Here is a 17048-nt window from a genome sequence, read left to right on the forward strand (position 1 = left end):
GAGAAATGTAAAAGAAACCGCCGAAGCGGTTTCTATCTGTTATATCTATTCAAAGACCATGTTATAGATTTACTTAACGATTAATACTGGCGTATTAGAACGTTTTGCGACTTTATGAGTCACATGGCCAAGTACGTGTTTAATTTCAATACGAGAACGTTTGTTACTCATCACAACGATATCATAATGATTTTTCTCTAACTCATCTAAAATTTCAATTGTCGGACTACCTGTTGTAAAGACAATTTCATAGTTCATGCCTTTATCTTCAAGGATTTGTATAAATGGTTTCATGTCGACTTCTTTTTCTTTTGTCACTTCTTCAAAGTGTTTGTTTTGATAACGTACATAGTTTGCTAATTCAGTTTCAGAAATCACATGATACACAGTGATTTTGGCTTGATCATTTCCTCTTGTTAAAGCTTCTAATTGGTCTGGTACATTGTTGAACGCATTACCGAAATCATACGGTACTAAAATATTATTATACATACAACTTCACTTCTTTCTTGATAAAGTTTAGTATTAACCTATTCATTATTAATATACCCTAAGTTATTAATCTATAACGGAAACTTCCTATTTTGTGCATAAAAAAACAGAAGATGCGAATAAACATCCTCTGTTATAAATTATGGCTTATAAATCTAAAGATTGGATATATGATTTGATTTCTTCTTTCATTTCATCATCTTTTAATGCATAAGCAATCGTCGTTTTAACGAAACCGATTTTCTCTCCAACATCAAAACGATGTCCTTCAAAATCATACGCAAACACTTCATCGTCATGATTCAAGCGTTCAATCGCATCTGTTAATTGAATTTCGCCGCCGCTGCCTTTATCTTGCGTAGATAAATAATCGAATATTTCAGGTGTTAAGACATAACGCCCCATAATCGCAAGATTTGATGGTGCTGTCCCTGGCGCTGGTTTTTCGACGAATTTTTCCACTTCATACAAACGCCCATTTTGCTTCTCAGGTTTCACAATACCATAACGGTGTGTTTCCTTTTCCGGCACTGTTTGTACACCGATGACAGATTTGCCTGTTTCATCATAAACATCCATTAATTGTTTAATTGCTGGTGTATCAGATTCCACAATATCATCACCAAGTAACACAGCGAACGGTTCATTACCGATGAATTGTCTTGCTGTCCAAATCGCATGGCCTAAACCTTTTTGTTCACGCTGACGGACATAAAATACGTTGGCTAAGTGTGTAGAGCGTTGCACTTTCTCTAATAAATCTGTTTTGCCTTTTTCTCTTAAGTTGTTTTCAAGTTCAACTTGATTATCAAAGTGATCTTCAATGGCACGTTTGTGTTTACCTGTCACAATAATAATGTCTTCAATTCCTGCGCGATAGGCTTCTTCAACGATATATTGAATCGTCGGCTTATCTAAAATCGGCAACATTTCTTTCGGCATCGCTTTTGTTGCTGGTAGGAAACGTGTTCCTAGGCCTGCTGCGGGAATTACTGCTTTTTTAATCTTAGTCATACAATATCTCCTTTTTCATCAGGTGGTCTGAAATTATCAAGATTATACCTTGACTTGTCTTTTAAACAGCCACATTTAAAACGTTCATCTCTTTATCTTCAAACTGTGATTTCATCACAAATTGTAACGTTTACATCACTGATAATATTAGGGTTTTATCGTGTAATAGTCAACTTTTAACAAAAGCACCTGATTTTCATCAGATGCTTAGTTGAGGTGTTATTTGATTAGACGAAAGGGAAGGATGTCAGTGTTCCCTTCATCATCTTTTTGTGGTTTATTGTTAATGTCATAGCGATGATTCGCAAGATCAATTAATTTTTGTTTATAGTCCTTACTATGAATAATCTCATCTAAAATACGTAGGACATCTTCATTTTTCATTTCTTCTACTTTACCGCGGTAGATTTTTTCATAAACTTGTTCTGGATGGATTTCGTCTTCATCAAGCAACTCTTCATATAACTTTTCACCAGGTCTGAGACCTGTGAATTTGATTTCAATGTCTCCATCTCTATAACCGCTTAAGCGAATTAGGTTTTTCGCAAGATCTACGATTTTAACAGGTTCTCCCATATCTAATACGAAGACTTCACCGCCATCCGCAATCGCACCTGCTTGTAATACCAGACGTGCTGCTTCAGGGATTGTCATAAAGTAACGTGTGATTTCAGGGTGTGTCACTGTAATTGGACCGCCCGCTTCAATTTGTTTCTTGAATAACGGGATAACAGAACCACGTGAACCTAATACATTACCGAATCTTACTGCCACAAAGTTCGTATGACTGTTTTCTTCATTCATACTTTGTACAATCATTTCAGCGGCACGTTTAGACGCACCCATCACATTCGGCGGATTCACTGCTTTATCTGTAGAAATCATAACGAACTTAGATACTCTCGCTTCTCGCGCTGCTTCAGCCACATTTTTCGTTCCGATTACGTTATTTTTAATCGCTTCACTTGGGTTATATTCCATCATCGGCACATGTTTATGTGCAGCTGCATGGTAAACCACATATGGTTGGTAATGACTGACGATTTTAAATAAGCGTGAACGGTCTTGAATATCAGCGATAACAGGTACGATATCAATTTGATCGCCGTATTGTTTTTGAAGTTCTTGGTGAATTAAGTAAATACTGTTTTCACCATGTCCTAACAAAATAATACGTGCGGGTGCAAAACGACACACTTGTCGACAAATTTCAGAACCGATTGAACCGCCGGCACCTGTAACCATAATCGTTTGATGTGTTAATTCTTTGGAAATCATTTCCATGTCCAACTCTACAGGATCACGTCCAAGTAAATCTTCAACTTCCACTTTCTTCAATTGGCTGACTTCTAATTTACCTGACATAACTTCTTCAATATTCGGCATTTTCAATACAGTCGCTTGTGTGTTTTCACAAATACTATTGATTTCTCTTAAGCGCTGTTGTGTTAACGTTGGTATCGCAATAATGATATTTTTAATACGATATTTATTAACTAGATCTGGGATATCTTCAATAGTACCTTGAACTTTAACCCCTTCTGTAATCGTCAACTTTTGTTTCTTTGGATCATCATCCACGACTACAACAGGTTCCATGCCCATAGTCGGACGTTTCAACATTTGGTTAATCAACATTGAACCGCCTTCACCAGCGCCGATAACTAATGTATTCTTACGTTTAACGCCTTTACGTACCAGTGTTCTTCTAAATAAACGCCATGATAAACGAGAGCCTCCGATTAATAACACATGCATCATCCATGTGATGAAGTATAATCTCAAAAACGGACCTTCATGTGTAAAGAACGGTACGATTAAAACGGTCATGGCCATCGAACATGTGACCGCTTTAACTATGACAATCATTTCATTGACACTCGCATATTCCCAAGCCCGGTGGTATAAGTTGAATACACTGGCAAAGATGTGATGAGAAAACAGCAATACCAGTGATGATAAAATTAACAATGATAAAGAATAACCGCGGAAATACGGTTCAAGAATTAAATAACTCAAAAAGACAGAAAAAGCAACAATGATTGAATCAATAAACAATAGTAATATCAGTCGCTGCTGTCTTGCGGAAATTTTTGACACTTTATTTCACCTCAATTAATTGATCTCTGTTTACTCTCGGTGTAATGTTTATGTTATTTCTAAATGAAATGGAAAAGGTTGGGAAGCTTACCTGTCCCAACCCGCTGTTCCTCTCAGATTCTTGCTGCAAGACTTGCGCTTATCTTAGCGTTCAAAGTCATCTTGTGTTAAATCTTCTCGTTTTGTACGTCTACGTTGTTGTGTATGTTGTGTCTGATGTGTATTTGGTTTTGAAGAACTTTTTGATTGATTTAAGAACTCTCGGATTAAGATTAAAATAACTGCGATAATAAAGCCTGCGACCAACCCTATAAATGCATTTTTAGCAATGCTTGATGAAATTTCTTTCACATCATCTTTGGATTTAGAAAGAATTTCAATACCGCCATCTGGTGATATTGCATTGACCTCTTCTTTAAGTACTTCAGCAGCAGTATCTGCGATTTTCACCGCATCTTTCTCACTATTAGCCGTTGCGGTAAAGTTCAATACTTGAGAATTCGGTTGGTTGTTCACTTCTACCTTCTCAGTGATGGATTTCGCATCTTCATCTTTTCCAATCTCTTCTGCCACTTTGCCTAAGACACGTGGGCTTTTCGCAATATCTGTATATGTAGCCACAATTTGAGAATCAGCTTGGTATTTCTCAGCCATCGTCAAATCGCCTTTATCACTTTTTTCAATCAATACTTGTGAAGTTGCTTCATATTTCGGTTGTGCTATAAGTGCTGTTAACAGCACGCTTAAAATCAGACCTGCAATAGGAAAAATAATCAACCACTTTAAGTAACGCTTGATTATCCTCCATACATTTGAAAAATCAAAACTATTATTTTCTTCCATATTGCTTCGTTACCTCCGTAATGCGGAAATTGAATGATACATGTCAGAAACGTTAAAGTTATTTTAACTTACACAACAAATTCCGACCGTTTGATAACCATTATAAAGGAAAACAAAATAAATTAATTCACATTAATTGAATTGTTGCATAAGTTTTACATGTAATTAACATTCTTAAATCGCAATTAACGACAGAAACAACAAAGTATACAATAAACCTAAAGAAACGCAAAAATAGCTTCATACTTGCTTAACATTAAATGCATTAAACATTGAAGTCACAAAAACAACTAAGATATGCATAAGCGTGTATAATCAAGTGTTAAATTAATTTTAGGTTAATGGAATAAAAAAATGCATCATTTGAAAATAACGCACGTCTACATGCGTGGTCATGAAGTTTAAGCAACTGTCTATTCTTACATAAACAGCCTAGCTTTTTCGTTGCGAGTTGGAGATGTTCTAAGATGAGGAATAAATAATCGCACTAAAATTTGTGCCTAAAACAAAAAATCATTTCTATCATTATTATGATGACAAAATGTTTGTTAACAAGATTGATTATTATATACAACAAACTTAAAAGGCAATAGGCTTGACAATCCATTTTCAAAATTTTGTAAAGGTTCATACACATACTCAGTTTGTTTGAAACAAACAAAAAATGTAACACTGTTCAAATAATGTTCGAAATAACTTTTAAACTTTATATTGTAGTCATCTTCTTTTTAGTGTAAAATATCAATGATAATAGTTATCAATTAGTAATAAACGAGAGAGGTGTCCCGTATGGTAGACGCAGCAAACGCCAAAAAAGGTTTAACTTATAAAATCATCAACATGAACTTCGATAATACAATGCTAGCACATCGCTTAAGCGCACTTGGTTTTACAGTCGGAAGCAAAATTAAAGTACGTCAGAAATTCTTTATGAAAGGTCCATGCACATTAGAAATGGACGGACAATGTATCGGCATCAGACATTGTGATGCATGTAAAATCACATTGGAGCAAGCGCATGTCTAATACCTATTGTATTGTCGGCAATCCGAATGTCGGCAAAACCACACTGTTCAATGCTCTGACAGGTTCATATGAATATGTCGGCAACTGGAGCGGTGTGACCGTTGAAAAGAAAGTCGGTATTTTATCAGATAAGCAAGGAGATCTGGTCGATTTACCTGGTATTTATGACTTATTACCGATTTCGAAAGATGAAACAGTCGTGACAGATTATTTACTGCACGATGAGTTTTCAAAAATCATCAATATTGTCGACGCAGTACAATTAAAACGTAATTTATTATTAACGACACAATTGATGGAATTCGGGGCACCTTTATTACTTTGTTTAAATATGGGCGATGTCGCAGAGAAACGCGGCATCCAAATCAATCGTAATTTATTGATGCGTCGTTTGAAGTTGCCGATTTTGCCGATTGTGGCGAGAAGTGGCCAAGGTATCGATAGCATCTTAGAACTCTTGAAAGAAGAAACTTTATCTACATCACAACCATTGAAAATTCCATACGAGCATAAAGTCGAACACGCCTTATCTGAAATACAACATTATTTAAAACATCATTTAGAATTACCTGAGAAACGCCATCGTTTTATCGCTGTTCAATATTTACTGGGCAATCCAGCCATTGAACACTATATCAGTGCACATCATCATGAAGATTTACGTCAAATCCGTAATCATCTTGCTGAACAATTAGATATTTCAATCGTGGATAGTATGCGCCGTTCACGTACTGAGTTTATCGATACACTTATTGAAGATGTCATTACGCATCAAGATAAGAAAAAACAATATTTAACTGACCGTATCGATAAAATTTTAACAAATAAGATTTTAGGTATCCCTATCTTCTTAGGTATCATGTGGCTGATTTTCCAAGCGACCTTCTCATGGATCGGTACCCCGCTGTCAGATAAATTAGATGAATTTATCGGCGGTACCTTTACAGATTGGGTCAACCAAGGAATGGATGCGATTGGACTCTTCCCATTCATGAAAGATTTGATTACAGATGGGATTATCGCAGGTGTCGGTGCTGTCTTAGTTTTCGTACCGCAAATCTTAATTCTATTCTTCTTTATTTCAGTATTAGAAGATTCAGGTTATATGGCACGTATTGCCTTGATTATGGATAAAGTCATGGAAGGCTTAGGTCTTAATGGAAAATCATTTATCCCAATGATTATCGGTTTTGGTTGCAATGTACCAGGTGTCATGGCAACGCGTTCTATTGAACAAGAGAAAGAGCGTTTAACAACAATCTTAATTACACCATTCATGTCATGTTCAGCGCGTTTACCTGTATACGCATTATTTGTAGGTGTTTTCTTCCAAACACACCAAGCACTCATCGTGTTAAGTTTATACGTGATTGGTATTGTCGTCGCATTAATTGTCAGCTTTGTGATGACAAAAACAATTTTGAAAAAGGAAAACTCAGTTTTTGTGATTGAATTACCACCTTATCGTTTACCATCAGCAAAAACACTTTGGCGTAGTACATGGGAAAAAGCAAAAGGCTTTGTGAAAAAAGCAGGTACATTTATCTTCGGTGGATCAGTCGTTATTTGGTTATTAAACTATGCAGGTCCAACTGGCTTTGGCGTTGATGTTGACCATAGTTTCTTACACTTAATCGGTGCAGCGATTGCGCCATTATTGATTCCTTTAGGATTCAGTTCATGGCAAGCGGGTGCTACATTAATCCCTGGCTTCTTAGCTAAAGAAGTCGTTGTCAGCGCAATGGCGATTATTTACGCCGTAGACAGCCAAGGTTTAACAAATATGATTGCGAGTCATTTCACACCCGCATCAGCGTATGCGTTTATGTTATTTATCTTATTGTACATTCCATGTTTGTCCACTGTCGCAGCCATCAGAAAAGAAACAGTGTCTTGGAAATGGACGATTATCGCAACGCTTTATCCGATTGCGATTGCCTATCTCCTAGCATTTGTGTTCTACCAATCTAGCCAACTCTTTTTCTAGGAGGAATTATTTATGACACTACTCATTAATCTTGTCATCTTTTTATTGATATTTGGATATGCGGCCTTTACAATCGTCCGCTTCTTCAAAAAATCAAAACAAGGCAAATGCGCAGCTTGCGACATCAACAAAGGTTGTGGTCATTCAATGCCTAAAGAAATGAAAAAACATCAACAACATCACTCATCATAAATTTACTAATATAAATAAAACCTAAAGGCCGACAACCTTTAGGTTTATTTTTTATGCATAGCTATATTCATAAATTTTCTTGAGTCGACCGACTTCTACCGCACAGACGTGTTGATGTGTTAAATCTACGAGTGATAAACGTTTACCGTGTCCTGCGCCTGTATCGATATCAATCGTATGGTCTGCGACGTGAATACGATGTTGTTTAACCCCTAATCGTTTCGTCGGCACATGACCATGTACGACACATTTTCCTTTAATTTTTCGCGATAATTTTGCGGGCGGTTCAAACCCAGATACTTCTTTTAATTTTTGTTTGGATAAACACTTCTTAGGGTTAACTCCTGCATGAACAAATAAGTAATCCCCAATATGTGCCATACTGTCGAATTGTTTTAAGACAGCTTTCCATTTGCGTTTCTCTTTTTCTTTTGACTTCATCCAGCGTACATCATGATTGCCTAATAAAACAATCGCACCTTCACGATGTAACTGTTGTACCATTTTAAGGGTCCCATCAGAATCAGGTCCATGATTGACATAATCCCCTAACAAAACCAGCTGATCACGTTTAGGATTATAATCTACATAAGCAAGTAAGGTTGCGAGTGCTTCTTTATGTCCATGAATATCTGATGAGACGAGTAATCTGCCTTTCATGATGATGCATGCCTCCTTTATCGTGTTCTCTCTATTTTGTTTGCTTGTTTTTAGTATAGCGAAAAACTGCCGAATTGTTTTTTAAATTTTTGTAAAGTTAGAAAGAGGTTGGGTGAAGCGGTGGTGTATCATTCAAGTTGATATAATAAACCAGACGATCTGTCCATTCCCCGTTCTCAAAAATAAATTGTGTTCTGGTACATTCATACTCAAAACCGCACTTCTTCAATAAGGCGATGGAGGCATGATTACCTGGATGTACATGGGCTTCTAGTCGATGATATTTTAAACGCTTAGCGATTTTAAATATGGCAGTAAAAGCTTCATACGCATAACCTTGACGCCAAAATTGATTATGAATCGCATAACCGCATTCTGCCCATTGAAAATGTTGACGTGCTAACGTTACTAAATTGAAGTTGCCGAGATGTACACCATCAGCTTTGCGAAATACACCAAAGACATAAGTATCATCTGATTGAATAAGCGCTTGTTGTTGTACAATCAAACGCTGAAACCACGCTTTAGAGTAATGAGATATCTCTAAACAACCTTCATCAAAAGGACTTTGAGGCATGGCTCGACCTGCATAACCTTTTACCCATTGCTCATAATCTTCTGTATTCATTGGTTTGACTTCTAACCGTTCTGTTGTTTCTGTTAAGTATTCAAACTGCATCTCTTCCCTCCTCTCTTCTAATCTGGATTATTCACATTCTTACGCTTTTTCATTCAAAAATGTTATATTTAAATTGAAATTAACTAAATAATAATTCTAAAAGGAGGTCATCCTATGTCATTCAAGGAATATGTAGAAGATGTTGTAGAAACAATCAAACATATGCGCTTTGGTTCTAAAAACGGTATTATCATGATTGTTTCTGCCATTGTGTTAAGTGCGATCACAACACCAATTATCGGTCTTCCATTAGGCGCTTGGATTGGTTACTATTTAGAGAAAAACGGTAAATAATTTTGATAGACGCTATGTAAAGAAATCCCTCGAGGCACTTTATTAAAGTACTCAAGGGATTTTTATTTATTTTTGAAGTGCTAACAAGTCACTTGTGAGATGACGTGTAGCTTGATAGGCTTGTTGGTAAATTTCAAAGTATGCTTCATACGTCTGATGACGTTTTAAATCAGGTTGGAACACTTTTGAATAATGAATAAAGGCTTCTGCACAATCTTTCAATGAATCATACCAGCCTAAGCTGTATGCTGCTAACATTGCTGCACCCATACTTGGTCCTTCTTCATGTTTCAACTTATAGATTTCAGTGTTGAAGACATCTGCTTGAAGTTGGAGCCAGAAATCACTCTTAGCACCGCCACCTGTTGAGACAATCTTAGTCACATTGCGTCCAATACTACGTAAGTACACTAATGAATCATATAAAGAATACGTAATACCCTCTACCACTGCACGTCCAAAATCACCACGTGCATGATTACCTGTAATACCAATAAAGCTGCCTCGAATTGACGCATCACCATGCGGTGTACGCTCTCCAACTAGATAAGGTGTAAAGATTAAACCGTGTGCACCAATTTGAGAGGCTTCGACATCTTTCATTAAAGTGGTGAAATCATCTTCAGGATAAAATTCACGTTTAAACCAACTCAAACTATAGCCTGCACTTAACGTCACACCCATTAAATAGTTAACATCCGGTACCGCATGATTCATCAAATGAATTTTATGACCATAGCCTTCTGATTCTCCGACAGGTTCGCAAATTAATAACACACCTGATGTACCGATACTACAAATCGCATCATCAGGATGAATCACGCCTGAGCCTAACGCTGCACATGCATTGTCTGCTCCGCCCGCAAAAACAGGTACAGGTTTATTAAGAGACAATTGTTGTTGTAACTCAGCTTTTAATACACCGACTTGTGCGTGTGATTCAACTAAGTCTGGATAAATATGGTCTGGAATATCAAACGAAGCACCTAACGCTTTATCCCATGCCTTAGTTTGTGGATTTAATAACATCGTTGCAGCCGCATCTGAATACTCTGTGTGCAATACACCTGTTAACGCAAAGCGTAAAAAGTCTTTCGGCAACATAAACGTATCAATTTGTTTAAATAAATCCAGTTCATGTTGTTGTACCCATAAGAGTTTAGTCAGTGTAAATCCTTCGACCACAGGATTACCAAGAACTTGATCACCATACTTCGCTTTGATTTGTTCACATTGAGGAGTCGTACGTGTATCGTTCCATAAAATTGCACGTCTTAATGGTTGACCTGCCTGATCTACAATAACAAGTCCATGCATTTGACCTGAAAATGAAAGACCTTCAATCGAAACATCTGATAATACTGGTTGTGCTAATAAATGATGGAGCCCATTTACTGCAGCTGCCACCCATTCTTCTGGTGCTTGTTCTGAATAACCTGGATAGCCGTGATAAAGTTTGAGCGGTTCACTTTGTGTGCCGAGTACATTGCCTAAGCGATCGACCGCAATCAGTTTAATTGCGCTCGTTCCTAAATCGATGCCGATTACCGCTTCTGTTGTCATGTAAATCATCCTTTCCAAACGATTAAATACGAGTATTTTGATGAATCAAGTATTACTTTTTATCTCATTAGTTATAGTATAGCGTTTTCATTTATATAAATATATATCCTTTATACTAAATTTATCTTTATTATGTATACATCGGTATGCTAGAAACCTCACATACCTTATTACTCAAAAAAGCACACGAGCAACGTTTGCTCGTGTGTCTTTGATTGATGTTATTAAGAATTCCATAAATCCGCTAAACCTTGGAATGATAAGAATCCTGTTACGATTGTTACGAGTACAGCAAGTACACCGAACATTAACATCCATGTTGGATGTTTGTAATCGCCGACAATTGACTTTTTCTTACTTGCGATTAAGATAACACCTAATGTAATCGGTAAGATTAAACCGTTCAACGCACCTGCGATGATTAATAATTTAACTGGTTTACCGATTAATAAGAATGTAATCGTTGAAACAACGATGAACACAATCACAATGATATTACTGCGTTTCATCAATGATTTGCTTAACGTTTTCAAGAATGTTGCACTTGTGTACGCTGAGCCGATTACTGATGATAAGGCAGCTGCGAATAATACGATACCGAAGATATTCTTACCAATTGGTCCAAGTGCGTGTTCGAATACTGATGCTGGCGGGTTTTCAGGGTTTAATGTCACACCTGTAACAACCACACCTAATACAGCTAAGAATAATAAACCACGCATGACACCTGTTGTTAAGATACCAGCAATCGCTGAATGGTTAACAAACGGAAGATAGTCTTTCCCTTTGATTCCTGAATCCAAGATTCTGTGTGCACCTGCGAATGTGATATAACCACCTACAGTACCACCAATTAATGTGATAATCGGTAATACTAAAGCACCTGGATGTTCAGGCATAACCATTTTCTCTGCAGCTTCTAAGTATGGTGGATTTGATTTCACCATTACATATGCTGTAATACCAATCATCATTACCCCTAAGATCATCGTTACGAAGTCCATCACTTTTTGACCGCTCTTACTAATGAATACGCCAATTGCTAAAATGGCTGTAATTGCGGCACCCCATTTTACATCAATACCGAAAATCGCATTTAAACCTAAACCGGCTCCTGCGACGTTACCGATATTGAAGGCCAGACCACCGATCGCAACTAAAATGGAAATGAAGGTCCCTAACCCTTTAACCATTTTGTTCGCGATTTCTTGTCCACGTAAGCCTGTCACAACCAAGATACGCCAAATATTGATTTGCGCTCCGATATCAATAATGATAGATAATAAGATCGCAAACGCGAAACTTGCGGCGAATTGTTGTGTGAAAACCGCTGTTTGTGTTAAGAACGCTGGACCGATGGCTGATGTCGCCATTAAGAAGACTGACCCTAATAACAGTCTCTTATGTTCCTTAGTGAACTGGAACTCCGGTTTGTTTTGTTTGTTTTCTCCCATAGATTAACCCCCTAATTTCGTAATCGAAATACCTTCTTTCGTTAGTCTTTCTCGTATTTTCGATACGAATTCCAATGCATGCGCGCCATCGCCATGCACACAAATTGTATCTGCTTTAAGCTCAATTTCTTTTCCTGTTTTCGCAATGACTTTGTTTTCTTTAACCATCTTCACAACCTGTTCAATCGCTTCATCCGTATCCGTTAACACAGCGTCAGCTTCTTTACGGCTTACTAGTTGACCGTTTTCTTCATAACGTCTGTCTGCGAATACTTCATTTGCGGCTTTCAAACCGACTGCTTCGGCTTCTGATACTAATAATGTATTAGATAAGCCCACTAAAATTAGTGATGGGTCCACGTCATATACTGCTTGTGCAATTGCGTGTGCAATATCTTTGTCACGCGCACCCATGTTATATAAGGCACCATGAGGTTTAACATGATTGATTTTGACATCGTGAATACGGCAAAACGCTGATAAAGCACCAATTTGGTATGCAACCAAGGTATAAATCTCATCAGGTGATAAATCCATATTACGGCGTCCGAAACCTTGAATATCATGGAAGCCTGGGTGTGCACCGATGCCCACACCGTTTTCTTTCGCAAGTTTCACAGTTTCATACATTACATTTTCATCACCTGCGTGGAATCCGCAGGCAATGTTTGCGGAGGTAATCAAAGGAATAATTTGATGATCTCCACCGAATGAATAATTACCGAATGCTTCGCCTAAATCACAATTCAAATCTATTTTCATGTTAAAGCAGCCCCCTTAGTAATTTGATGACGGTCTAAGAATTTAATATCGACATCTTTAGCATCACCATCAGCGTATGCTGGATATGATAATACCGCATACAAGAAATCAGCCGTTGTTGAGAAACCGTCAATGACCATTTCATCAAGTGTTGCTTTTAATTTCTCAATCGCATGCGTACGGTTTGCACCTTTGACAATCACTTTTGCGACAAGTGAATCATAGTAAGGTGACACGACATAACCTGGATACAATAATGAATCGACACGTACATTGAAACCTTGTGGTAAATGTAATGCTTTGACTTTACCTGGTGAAGGTTGGAATTTACGTTCTGGATTTTCTGCGTTGATACGTGCTTCAATCACGTGGCCAGTGAAGTGAATATCATCTTGGCTGAATGGCAGTTCTCCATGTTTCATTAAGTAAAGTTGTGCTTGTAATAAATCTCTGTCAGCACGCATTTCTGTGACAGTATGTTCTACTTGGATACGTGCGTTCATTTCGATGAAGTAATATGCATCATCAGTTACTAAGAACTCGATTGTACCCGCACTACGGTAATTAGATGCTTGCGCAACTTTAACCGCGTCTTCACAAATCTTTTGACGCTTTTCTTCTGATAGTGATGCACATGGTGATTCTTCGATTAATTTTTGGTTTTTACGTTGTACTGAACAGTCACGTTCACCTAAGTGTACATAATTTTCTTTACCGTCACCGATAACTTGTACTTCTACGTGTTTCGCAACTGGAATAAATGCTTCAACGTAAATACGATCATCATCGAAGTATTTTTTACCTTCGCTTTGCGCTTCTTTAAAAGCTTTCTCTAAATGTTCTGGTTCTTTAACGATACGGATACCTTTACCGCCACCGCCGCTTGAGGCTTTTAATACGACTGGATAACCGATATCTTTAGCAATTTCTTTTATTTCATCAACAGAATGTACCGCACCGATAGAACCTGGGATAATCGGCACATCGGCAGATTCAACTGTTTGACGTGCAGTGATTTTATCACCCATCATTTCCATCGTACGTTTTGTCGGTCCAATAAAGTAGATATCATTTTCTTCTACTTTTTGCGCAAAGTTAGGGCTTTCTGATAAGAAACCATAACCTGGATGGATTGCATTGGCACCTGTAATTTCTGCTGCTGCAATAATACGATTAATATTTAAATAGCTATCAAGCGGATTCGCTTCGCCAATACAAATGGCTTGGTCTGCTAAACTGACATGCAGACTCTTTTCGTCTCCTTTCGCATATACGGCTACTGTTTCAACGCCCACTTCACGGCAGGCACGAATAATACGTACAGCGATTTCTCCTCTATTCGCAATTAAACAACGATACATGATAATTTCTCACCCCTTTACTTAACTTCAATCAGTGCTTGGTCATATTCTACATTTGTGCCATGATCAACTAAGATATCTGTAACTTCGCCTTCTACTTCACTAGTCACTTCATTCATGACTTTCATTGCTTCGATATAACCGATAACATCGCCTTTTTTAATTTTGTCTCCGACTTTCACAATCGGTTCAGTTAATTCTTTTGTATCTTGCAAGAAGAATGTGCCGACCATTGGCGCATTCACTGTTTCACCAGATGCTGGGTTATCAGCTTGTGGTTCTTGAGCCGCTTCTGGTGCTGGATTAGATGTTGCTTGATTTTGAATTTGTGTCGCTGGTTGTGTTTGTTGCGGTGATGAAAAATCTAATTCAATTTCATGTGCCTCATCTTTATATTTGAACTTGTTCACCTTGTTCTCTTTAACTAAGTTAATTAAATCTTTGATTTCTTCTAATTTCATTTCTATTCATCCCCCTCTAGTAATTCGCTAATACGTTTTGATGTTGTTCTCATTTCCCTCATGTCAAACAACGGTTCTTTTACTATTGCTTCTAATGAAGCTTCGAAACCTTTATTATAATCATCTAAATGTTGAATGGCTTCTTCCACAGTTACCCACTCAAAGTTCACTTTTTGACCGGGTTGTTTTTGTGCTAAGACACTTAAGTCTGACTGGCAGACTGTCGCAATCTTAGTGTAACCGCCGACTGTTTGTTTATCATTCATCAATACAATCGGGTTACCATCATTCGGTACTTGTACACTGCCGAGTGCAACAGGTTCAGAAATAATATCTGCACTGTCAGTCGGCGGAATAGAAGCACCCTTCAAACGAAAGCCCATACGATCCGATTGTTCAGAAATCTCAAAAGGTTCTGACACTAACCCTTCATGGCTAGCATCAGGGAAGCTGTCATATTGCGGACCTTCCACAACTCTGATTGCATCTGTCCCTTCATGGATTAAATCTAAATCGCTCGTATAACCGACATGACGACGGTAATCATTATTATAATGAACCGGAATCATATCATCTTTTCTTAATGCACGGCCATGGAAACCGCCCATTTTAGTACGTGTATGCGTCGCATAACTTCCTGCAACTTCAGATACGTCAATCGGATGACCGAAGTGTAAATAACCTCTTGCGCCTGTAATTGCGGCGTTTAATGCGAGTACATCACCTTTATATACTTGTACAACCGTTTGGTGGGAAATCGGCTCACCATTCAATGTTGCTTTAAATTCTGCGCCTGTAATAACTACAGTATTATCTTCTAAGAATTGTAATGTCGGTCCGATAATAGTTGCTTCGATTGCTGGACCTTCATTACCGATTAATTGTGTACCTAAACGGTAACTATATCTATCTAATGCACCTGCACTAGAGAAACCTTCTTTTTGGTAACCATAACGTCCGATATCTTGAATTGTTGAGAATAGTCCTGGTTTAATAATTCTAATGCTCATCTTGAACAGTCACCCATCTTTCTATATCAAAATCAGGATCGTTTTTCTGTGCGATAATCTCATCATACGTATCTTGTGAGATTTGATAGAATTCAATACGATCTCCCGCTTCATAAAGTGTCATTGGTTCACGGTCCAAGTCGAACACATCTAAAGGTGTACGTCCGATGATTTGCCAACCGCCTGGCGAATCTTGCGGATACAAACCAGTTTGGTTTTTCGCAATGCCGACAGAGCCAGCATCAATACGTACTCTTGGTTCATCCCTTCTTGGTGTATACAGACGCTCATCTAATCCACCAAGATATGGGAAACCAGGCATAAATCCTAGCATATAAATTAAATAAGTTGGTTCTGTATGTAATTGAATCACATCTTCAACTGTTAAATCATTAAGCTTAGCGACTTCTTCAATATCAGGTCCGTATTTTCCTCCATAAATGACTGGAATACGTACCACTTTGGAGCTTTCTGACGTCTCAATATCACTTACATCGAGCGTATCAAGCTTCAAGTCTTCGATTAATGCTTTCGCATGAATCTTATGATCATCGAAGTGAATCATCACTGCACGATAAGACGGTACAATCTCTTTAATCGCTTCATGATCTTGGCGTTCCAAATAAACCACAAGTTGTTGGACTTTCTTGAATGTCTCAGGTGCAATCTGTGGTTCAAAGCGAACTAAGATAGCTTGTTCACTGATAATTTGGTAATCCATTGTTTTGCCTCCCCTTTGTGTTAGGTAATACTGAACATCTATCCAGACGTTCTTTCCTTTGTTTAAGAATGTGACTGCACAAACTGAAACTTAGCTTCAGCTCGGGCAGTCTTTATATGTTTAACACTGTTATCTCTTCAGTTGTTAAGATACTTTTGAAAATTGTAACCGTTTTAAAAACGGCCAACAAATTTAATTATAACATTTATGCCCCATCCGTATCGATTAACTTGGGTATTAAAATCACAACTCAAATTCTATAAGAAATTTTAATAATATGAAATCATGCCTTTTATCGCCATTTTCATAAGTTTTCTGACAATTTAGATGAAAACCTTTTCATGTGTATTGTTTTAATATAATACATTTGTTGCCTAAGTAAAAGACTTTTTTTGCTATAATTTTACACTTCGAATTGTGTTTAATTTA

The 17048-nt window shown here is 37.6% G+C and carries 17 protein-coding genes; 4 read left to right on the top strand and 13 right to left on the bottom strand.

Annotation, left to right across the window (positions count from 1 at the left end; genetic code table 11):
- Nucleotides 1–69 precede the first annotated feature (69 nt).
- The 4 genes from HMPREF2846_RS01225 to HMPREF2846_RS01240 all read right to left on the bottom strand — a co-directional run bounded on the left by HMPREF2846_RS01225 (nucleotide 70) and on the right by HMPREF2846_RS01240 (nucleotide 4449).
- On the bottom strand, nucleotides 70–492 hold the full coding sequence (locus HMPREF2846_RS01225) for a universal stress protein (RefSeq protein ID WP_002479861.1): 423 nt from the start codon (nucleotides 490–492) through the stop codon (nucleotides 70–72).
- 147 nt (nucleotides 493–639) lie between these two features.
- Nucleotides 640–1506, bottom strand: coding sequence for a UTP--glucose-1-phosphate uridylyltransferase GalU (gene galU, locus HMPREF2846_RS01230; RefSeq protein ID WP_002479862.1), 867 nt, complete (start codon nucleotides 1504–1506; stop codon nucleotides 640–642).
- Between the two features lie 219 nt (nucleotides 1507–1725).
- Nucleotides 1726–3606, bottom strand: a complete 1881-nt coding sequence (locus tag HMPREF2846_RS01235; RefSeq protein ID WP_070625322.1) for a polysaccharide biosynthesis protein — start codon at nucleotides 3604–3606, stop codon at nucleotides 1726–1728.
- Between the two features lie 144 nt (nucleotides 3607–3750).
- Nucleotides 3751–4449 carry a YveK family protein gene (locus HMPREF2846_RS01240; RefSeq protein WP_002479864.1) on the bottom strand — a complete coding sequence of 233 codons (699 nt, stop codon included), beginning with the start codon at nucleotides 4447–4449 and terminating at the stop codon, nucleotides 3751–3753.
- Nucleotides 4450–5238: 789 nt separating this feature from the next.
- Here HMPREF2846_RS01240 and HMPREF2846_RS01245 point away from each other — a divergent pair.
- The 3 genes from HMPREF2846_RS01245 to HMPREF2846_RS01255 are packed head-to-tail and all read left to right on the top strand — an operon-like array spanning nucleotide 5239 to nucleotide 7654.
- Nucleotides 5239–5475: a FeoA family protein gene (locus HMPREF2846_RS01245; protein ID WP_002479865.1), complete on the top strand. Its 237-nt coding sequence runs from the start codon at nucleotides 5239–5241 to the stop codon at nucleotides 5473–5475.
- Nucleotides 5468–7462: a ferrous iron transport protein B gene (gene feoB / locus HMPREF2846_RS01250; protein WP_023015504.1), complete on the top strand. Its 1995-nt coding sequence runs from the start codon at nucleotides 5468–5470 to the stop codon at nucleotides 7460–7462. Before HMPREF2846_RS01245 ends, feoB begins: the two co-directional genes overlap by 8 nt.
- A 12-nt stretch (nucleotides 7463–7474) precedes the next feature.
- The gene (locus HMPREF2846_RS01255) at nucleotides 7475–7654 is read left to right on the top strand and encodes a FeoB-associated Cys-rich membrane protein (protein ID WP_002479867.1); all 180 of its coding nucleotides are present in this window, start codon (nucleotides 7475–7477) and stop codon (nucleotides 7652–7654) included.
- Nucleotides 7655–7705: 51 nt separating this feature from the next.
- Here the strand turns inward: HMPREF2846_RS01255 and HMPREF2846_RS01260 are convergent, their stop codons facing one another.
- Complete coding sequence (locus tag HMPREF2846_RS01260; protein WP_002479869.1) at nucleotides 7706–8314, bottom strand: metallophosphoesterase; 609 nt, start codon at nucleotides 8312–8314, stop codon at nucleotides 7706–7708.
- A 97-nt stretch (nucleotides 8315–8411) separates the two neighbouring features.
- The gene (locus HMPREF2846_RS01265; protein ID WP_002479870.1) at nucleotides 8412–8993 is read right to left on the bottom strand and encodes a GNAT family N-acetyltransferase; all 582 of its coding nucleotides are present in this window, start codon (nucleotides 8991–8993) and stop codon (nucleotides 8412–8414) included.
- A gap of 114 nt (nucleotides 8994–9107) precedes the next feature.
- Here HMPREF2846_RS01265 and HMPREF2846_RS01270 point away from each other — a divergent pair, with 114 nt between their 5' ends.
- Entirely contained in the window at nucleotides 9108–9287 is a 180-nt protein-coding gene (locus HMPREF2846_RS01270) for a VraH family peptide resistance protein (protein ID WP_002479871.1), read from the top strand.
- Between the two features lie 66 nt (nucleotides 9288–9353).
- Here the strand turns inward: HMPREF2846_RS01270 and xylB are convergent, their stop codons facing one another.
- From xylB to pxpB, 7 genes are all read right to left on the bottom strand, one after another.
- Nucleotides 9354–10850, bottom strand: coding sequence for a xylulokinase (gene xylB, locus HMPREF2846_RS01275; protein WP_070625325.1), 1497 nt, complete (start codon nucleotides 10848–10850; stop codon nucleotides 9354–9356).
- A gap of 224 nt (nucleotides 10851–11074) precedes the next feature.
- Entirely contained in the window at nucleotides 11075–12304 is a 1230-nt protein-coding gene (locus HMPREF2846_RS01280; protein WP_002479873.1) for an NRAMP family divalent metal transporter, read from the bottom strand.
- Between the two features lie 3 nt (nucleotides 12305–12307).
- Nucleotides 12308–13066 (bottom strand): 5-oxoprolinase subunit PxpA, encoded by a 759-nt coding sequence (pxpA, locus tag HMPREF2846_RS01285; protein ID WP_057510028.1) that lies wholly within the window; start codon nucleotides 13064–13066, stop codon nucleotides 12308–12310.
- Nucleotides 13063–14427 (bottom strand): acetyl-CoA carboxylase biotin carboxylase subunit, encoded by a 1365-nt coding sequence (locus tag HMPREF2846_RS01290; protein ID WP_070625327.1) that lies wholly within the window; start codon nucleotides 14425–14427, stop codon nucleotides 13063–13065. Before HMPREF2846_RS01290 ends, pxpA begins: the two co-directional genes overlap by 4 nt.
- A gap of 17 nt (nucleotides 14428–14444) precedes the next feature.
- The gene (locus HMPREF2846_RS01295; RefSeq protein ID WP_070625329.1) at nucleotides 14445–14888 is read right to left on the bottom strand and encodes an acetyl-CoA carboxylase biotin carboxyl carrier protein; all 444 of its coding nucleotides are present in this window, start codon (nucleotides 14886–14888) and stop codon (nucleotides 14445–14447) included.
- A gap of 2 nt (nucleotides 14889–14890) precedes the next feature.
- On the bottom strand, nucleotides 14891–15898 hold the full coding sequence (locus HMPREF2846_RS01300) for a 5-oxoprolinase subunit C family protein (RefSeq protein ID WP_070625331.1): 1008 nt from the start codon (nucleotides 15896–15898) through the stop codon (nucleotides 14891–14893).
- A complete protein-coding gene (gene pxpB / locus HMPREF2846_RS01305; RefSeq protein WP_002479878.1) occupies nucleotides 15888–16619 on the bottom strand; it encodes a 5-oxoprolinase subunit PxpB in 732 nt (243 codons plus the stop codon). The genes HMPREF2846_RS01300 and pxpB overlap by 11 nt, the downstream gene beginning before the upstream one ends.
- Between the last annotated feature and the right edge of the window lie 429 nt (nucleotides 16620–17048).

Source organism: Staphylococcus sp. HMSC056G08 (assembly GCF_001812305.1).
Taxonomy (GTDB): domain Bacteria; phylum Bacillota; class Bacilli; order Staphylococcales; family Staphylococcaceae; genus Staphylococcus; species Staphylococcus simulans.

Coding starts and splice junctions, on each gene's coding strand:
- HMPREF2846_RS01300 (WP_070625331.1), bottom strand. CDS start 15,898: ATGAGCATTAGAATTATTAAACCAGGACTATTCTCAACAATTCAAGAT.
- pxpB (WP_002479878.1), bottom strand. CDS start 16,619: ATGGATTACCAAATTATCAGTGAACAAGCTATCTTAGTTCGCTTTGAA.
- HMPREF2846_RS01260 (WP_002479869.1), bottom strand. CDS start 8,314: ATGAAAGGCAGATTACTCGTCTCATCAGATATTCATGGACATAAAGAA.
- HMPREF2846_RS01245 (WP_002479865.1), top strand. CDS start 5,239: ATGGTAGACGCAGCAAACGCCAAAAAAGGTTTAACTTATAAAATCATC.
- HMPREF2846_RS01270 (WP_002479871.1), top strand. CDS start 9,108: ATGTCATTCAAGGAATATGTAGAAGATGTTGTAGAAACAATCAAACAT.
- HMPREF2846_RS01295 (WP_070625329.1), bottom strand. CDS start 14,888: ATGAAATTAGAAGAAATCAAAGATTTAATTAACTTAGTTAAAGAGAAC.
- HMPREF2846_RS01255 (WP_002479867.1), top strand. CDS start 7,475: ATGACACTACTCATTAATCTTGTCATCTTTTTATTGATATTTGGATAT.
- HMPREF2846_RS01225 (WP_002479861.1), bottom strand. CDS start 492: ATGTATAATAATATTTTAGTACCGTATGATTTCGGTAATGCGTTCAAC.
- HMPREF2846_RS01240 (WP_002479864.1), bottom strand. CDS start 4,449: ATGGAAGAAAATAATAGTTTTGATTTTTCAAATGTATGGAGGATAATC.
- HMPREF2846_RS01280 (WP_002479873.1), bottom strand. CDS start 12,304: ATGGGAGAAAACAAACAAAACAAACCGGAGTTCCAGTTCACTAAGGAA.
- feoB (WP_023015504.1), top strand. CDS start 5,468: ATGTCTAATACCTATTGTATTGTCGGCAATCCGAATGTCGGCAAAACC.
- HMPREF2846_RS01290 (WP_070625327.1), bottom strand. CDS start 14,427: ATGTATCGTTGTTTAATTGCGAATAGAGGAGAAATCGCTGTACGTATT.
- HMPREF2846_RS01265 (WP_002479870.1), bottom strand. CDS start 8,993: ATGCAGTTTGAATACTTAACAGAAACAACAGAACGGTTAGAAGTCAAA.
- galU (WP_002479862.1), bottom strand. CDS start 1,506: ATGACTAAGATTAAAAAAGCAGTAATTCCCGCAGCAGGCCTAGGAACA.
- pxpA (WP_057510028.1), bottom strand. CDS start 13,066: ATGAAAATAGATTTGAATTGTGATTTAGGCGAAGCATTCGGTAATTAT.
- xylB (WP_070625325.1), bottom strand. CDS start 10,850: ATGACAACAGAAGCGGTAATCGGCATCGATTTAGGAACGAGCGCAATT.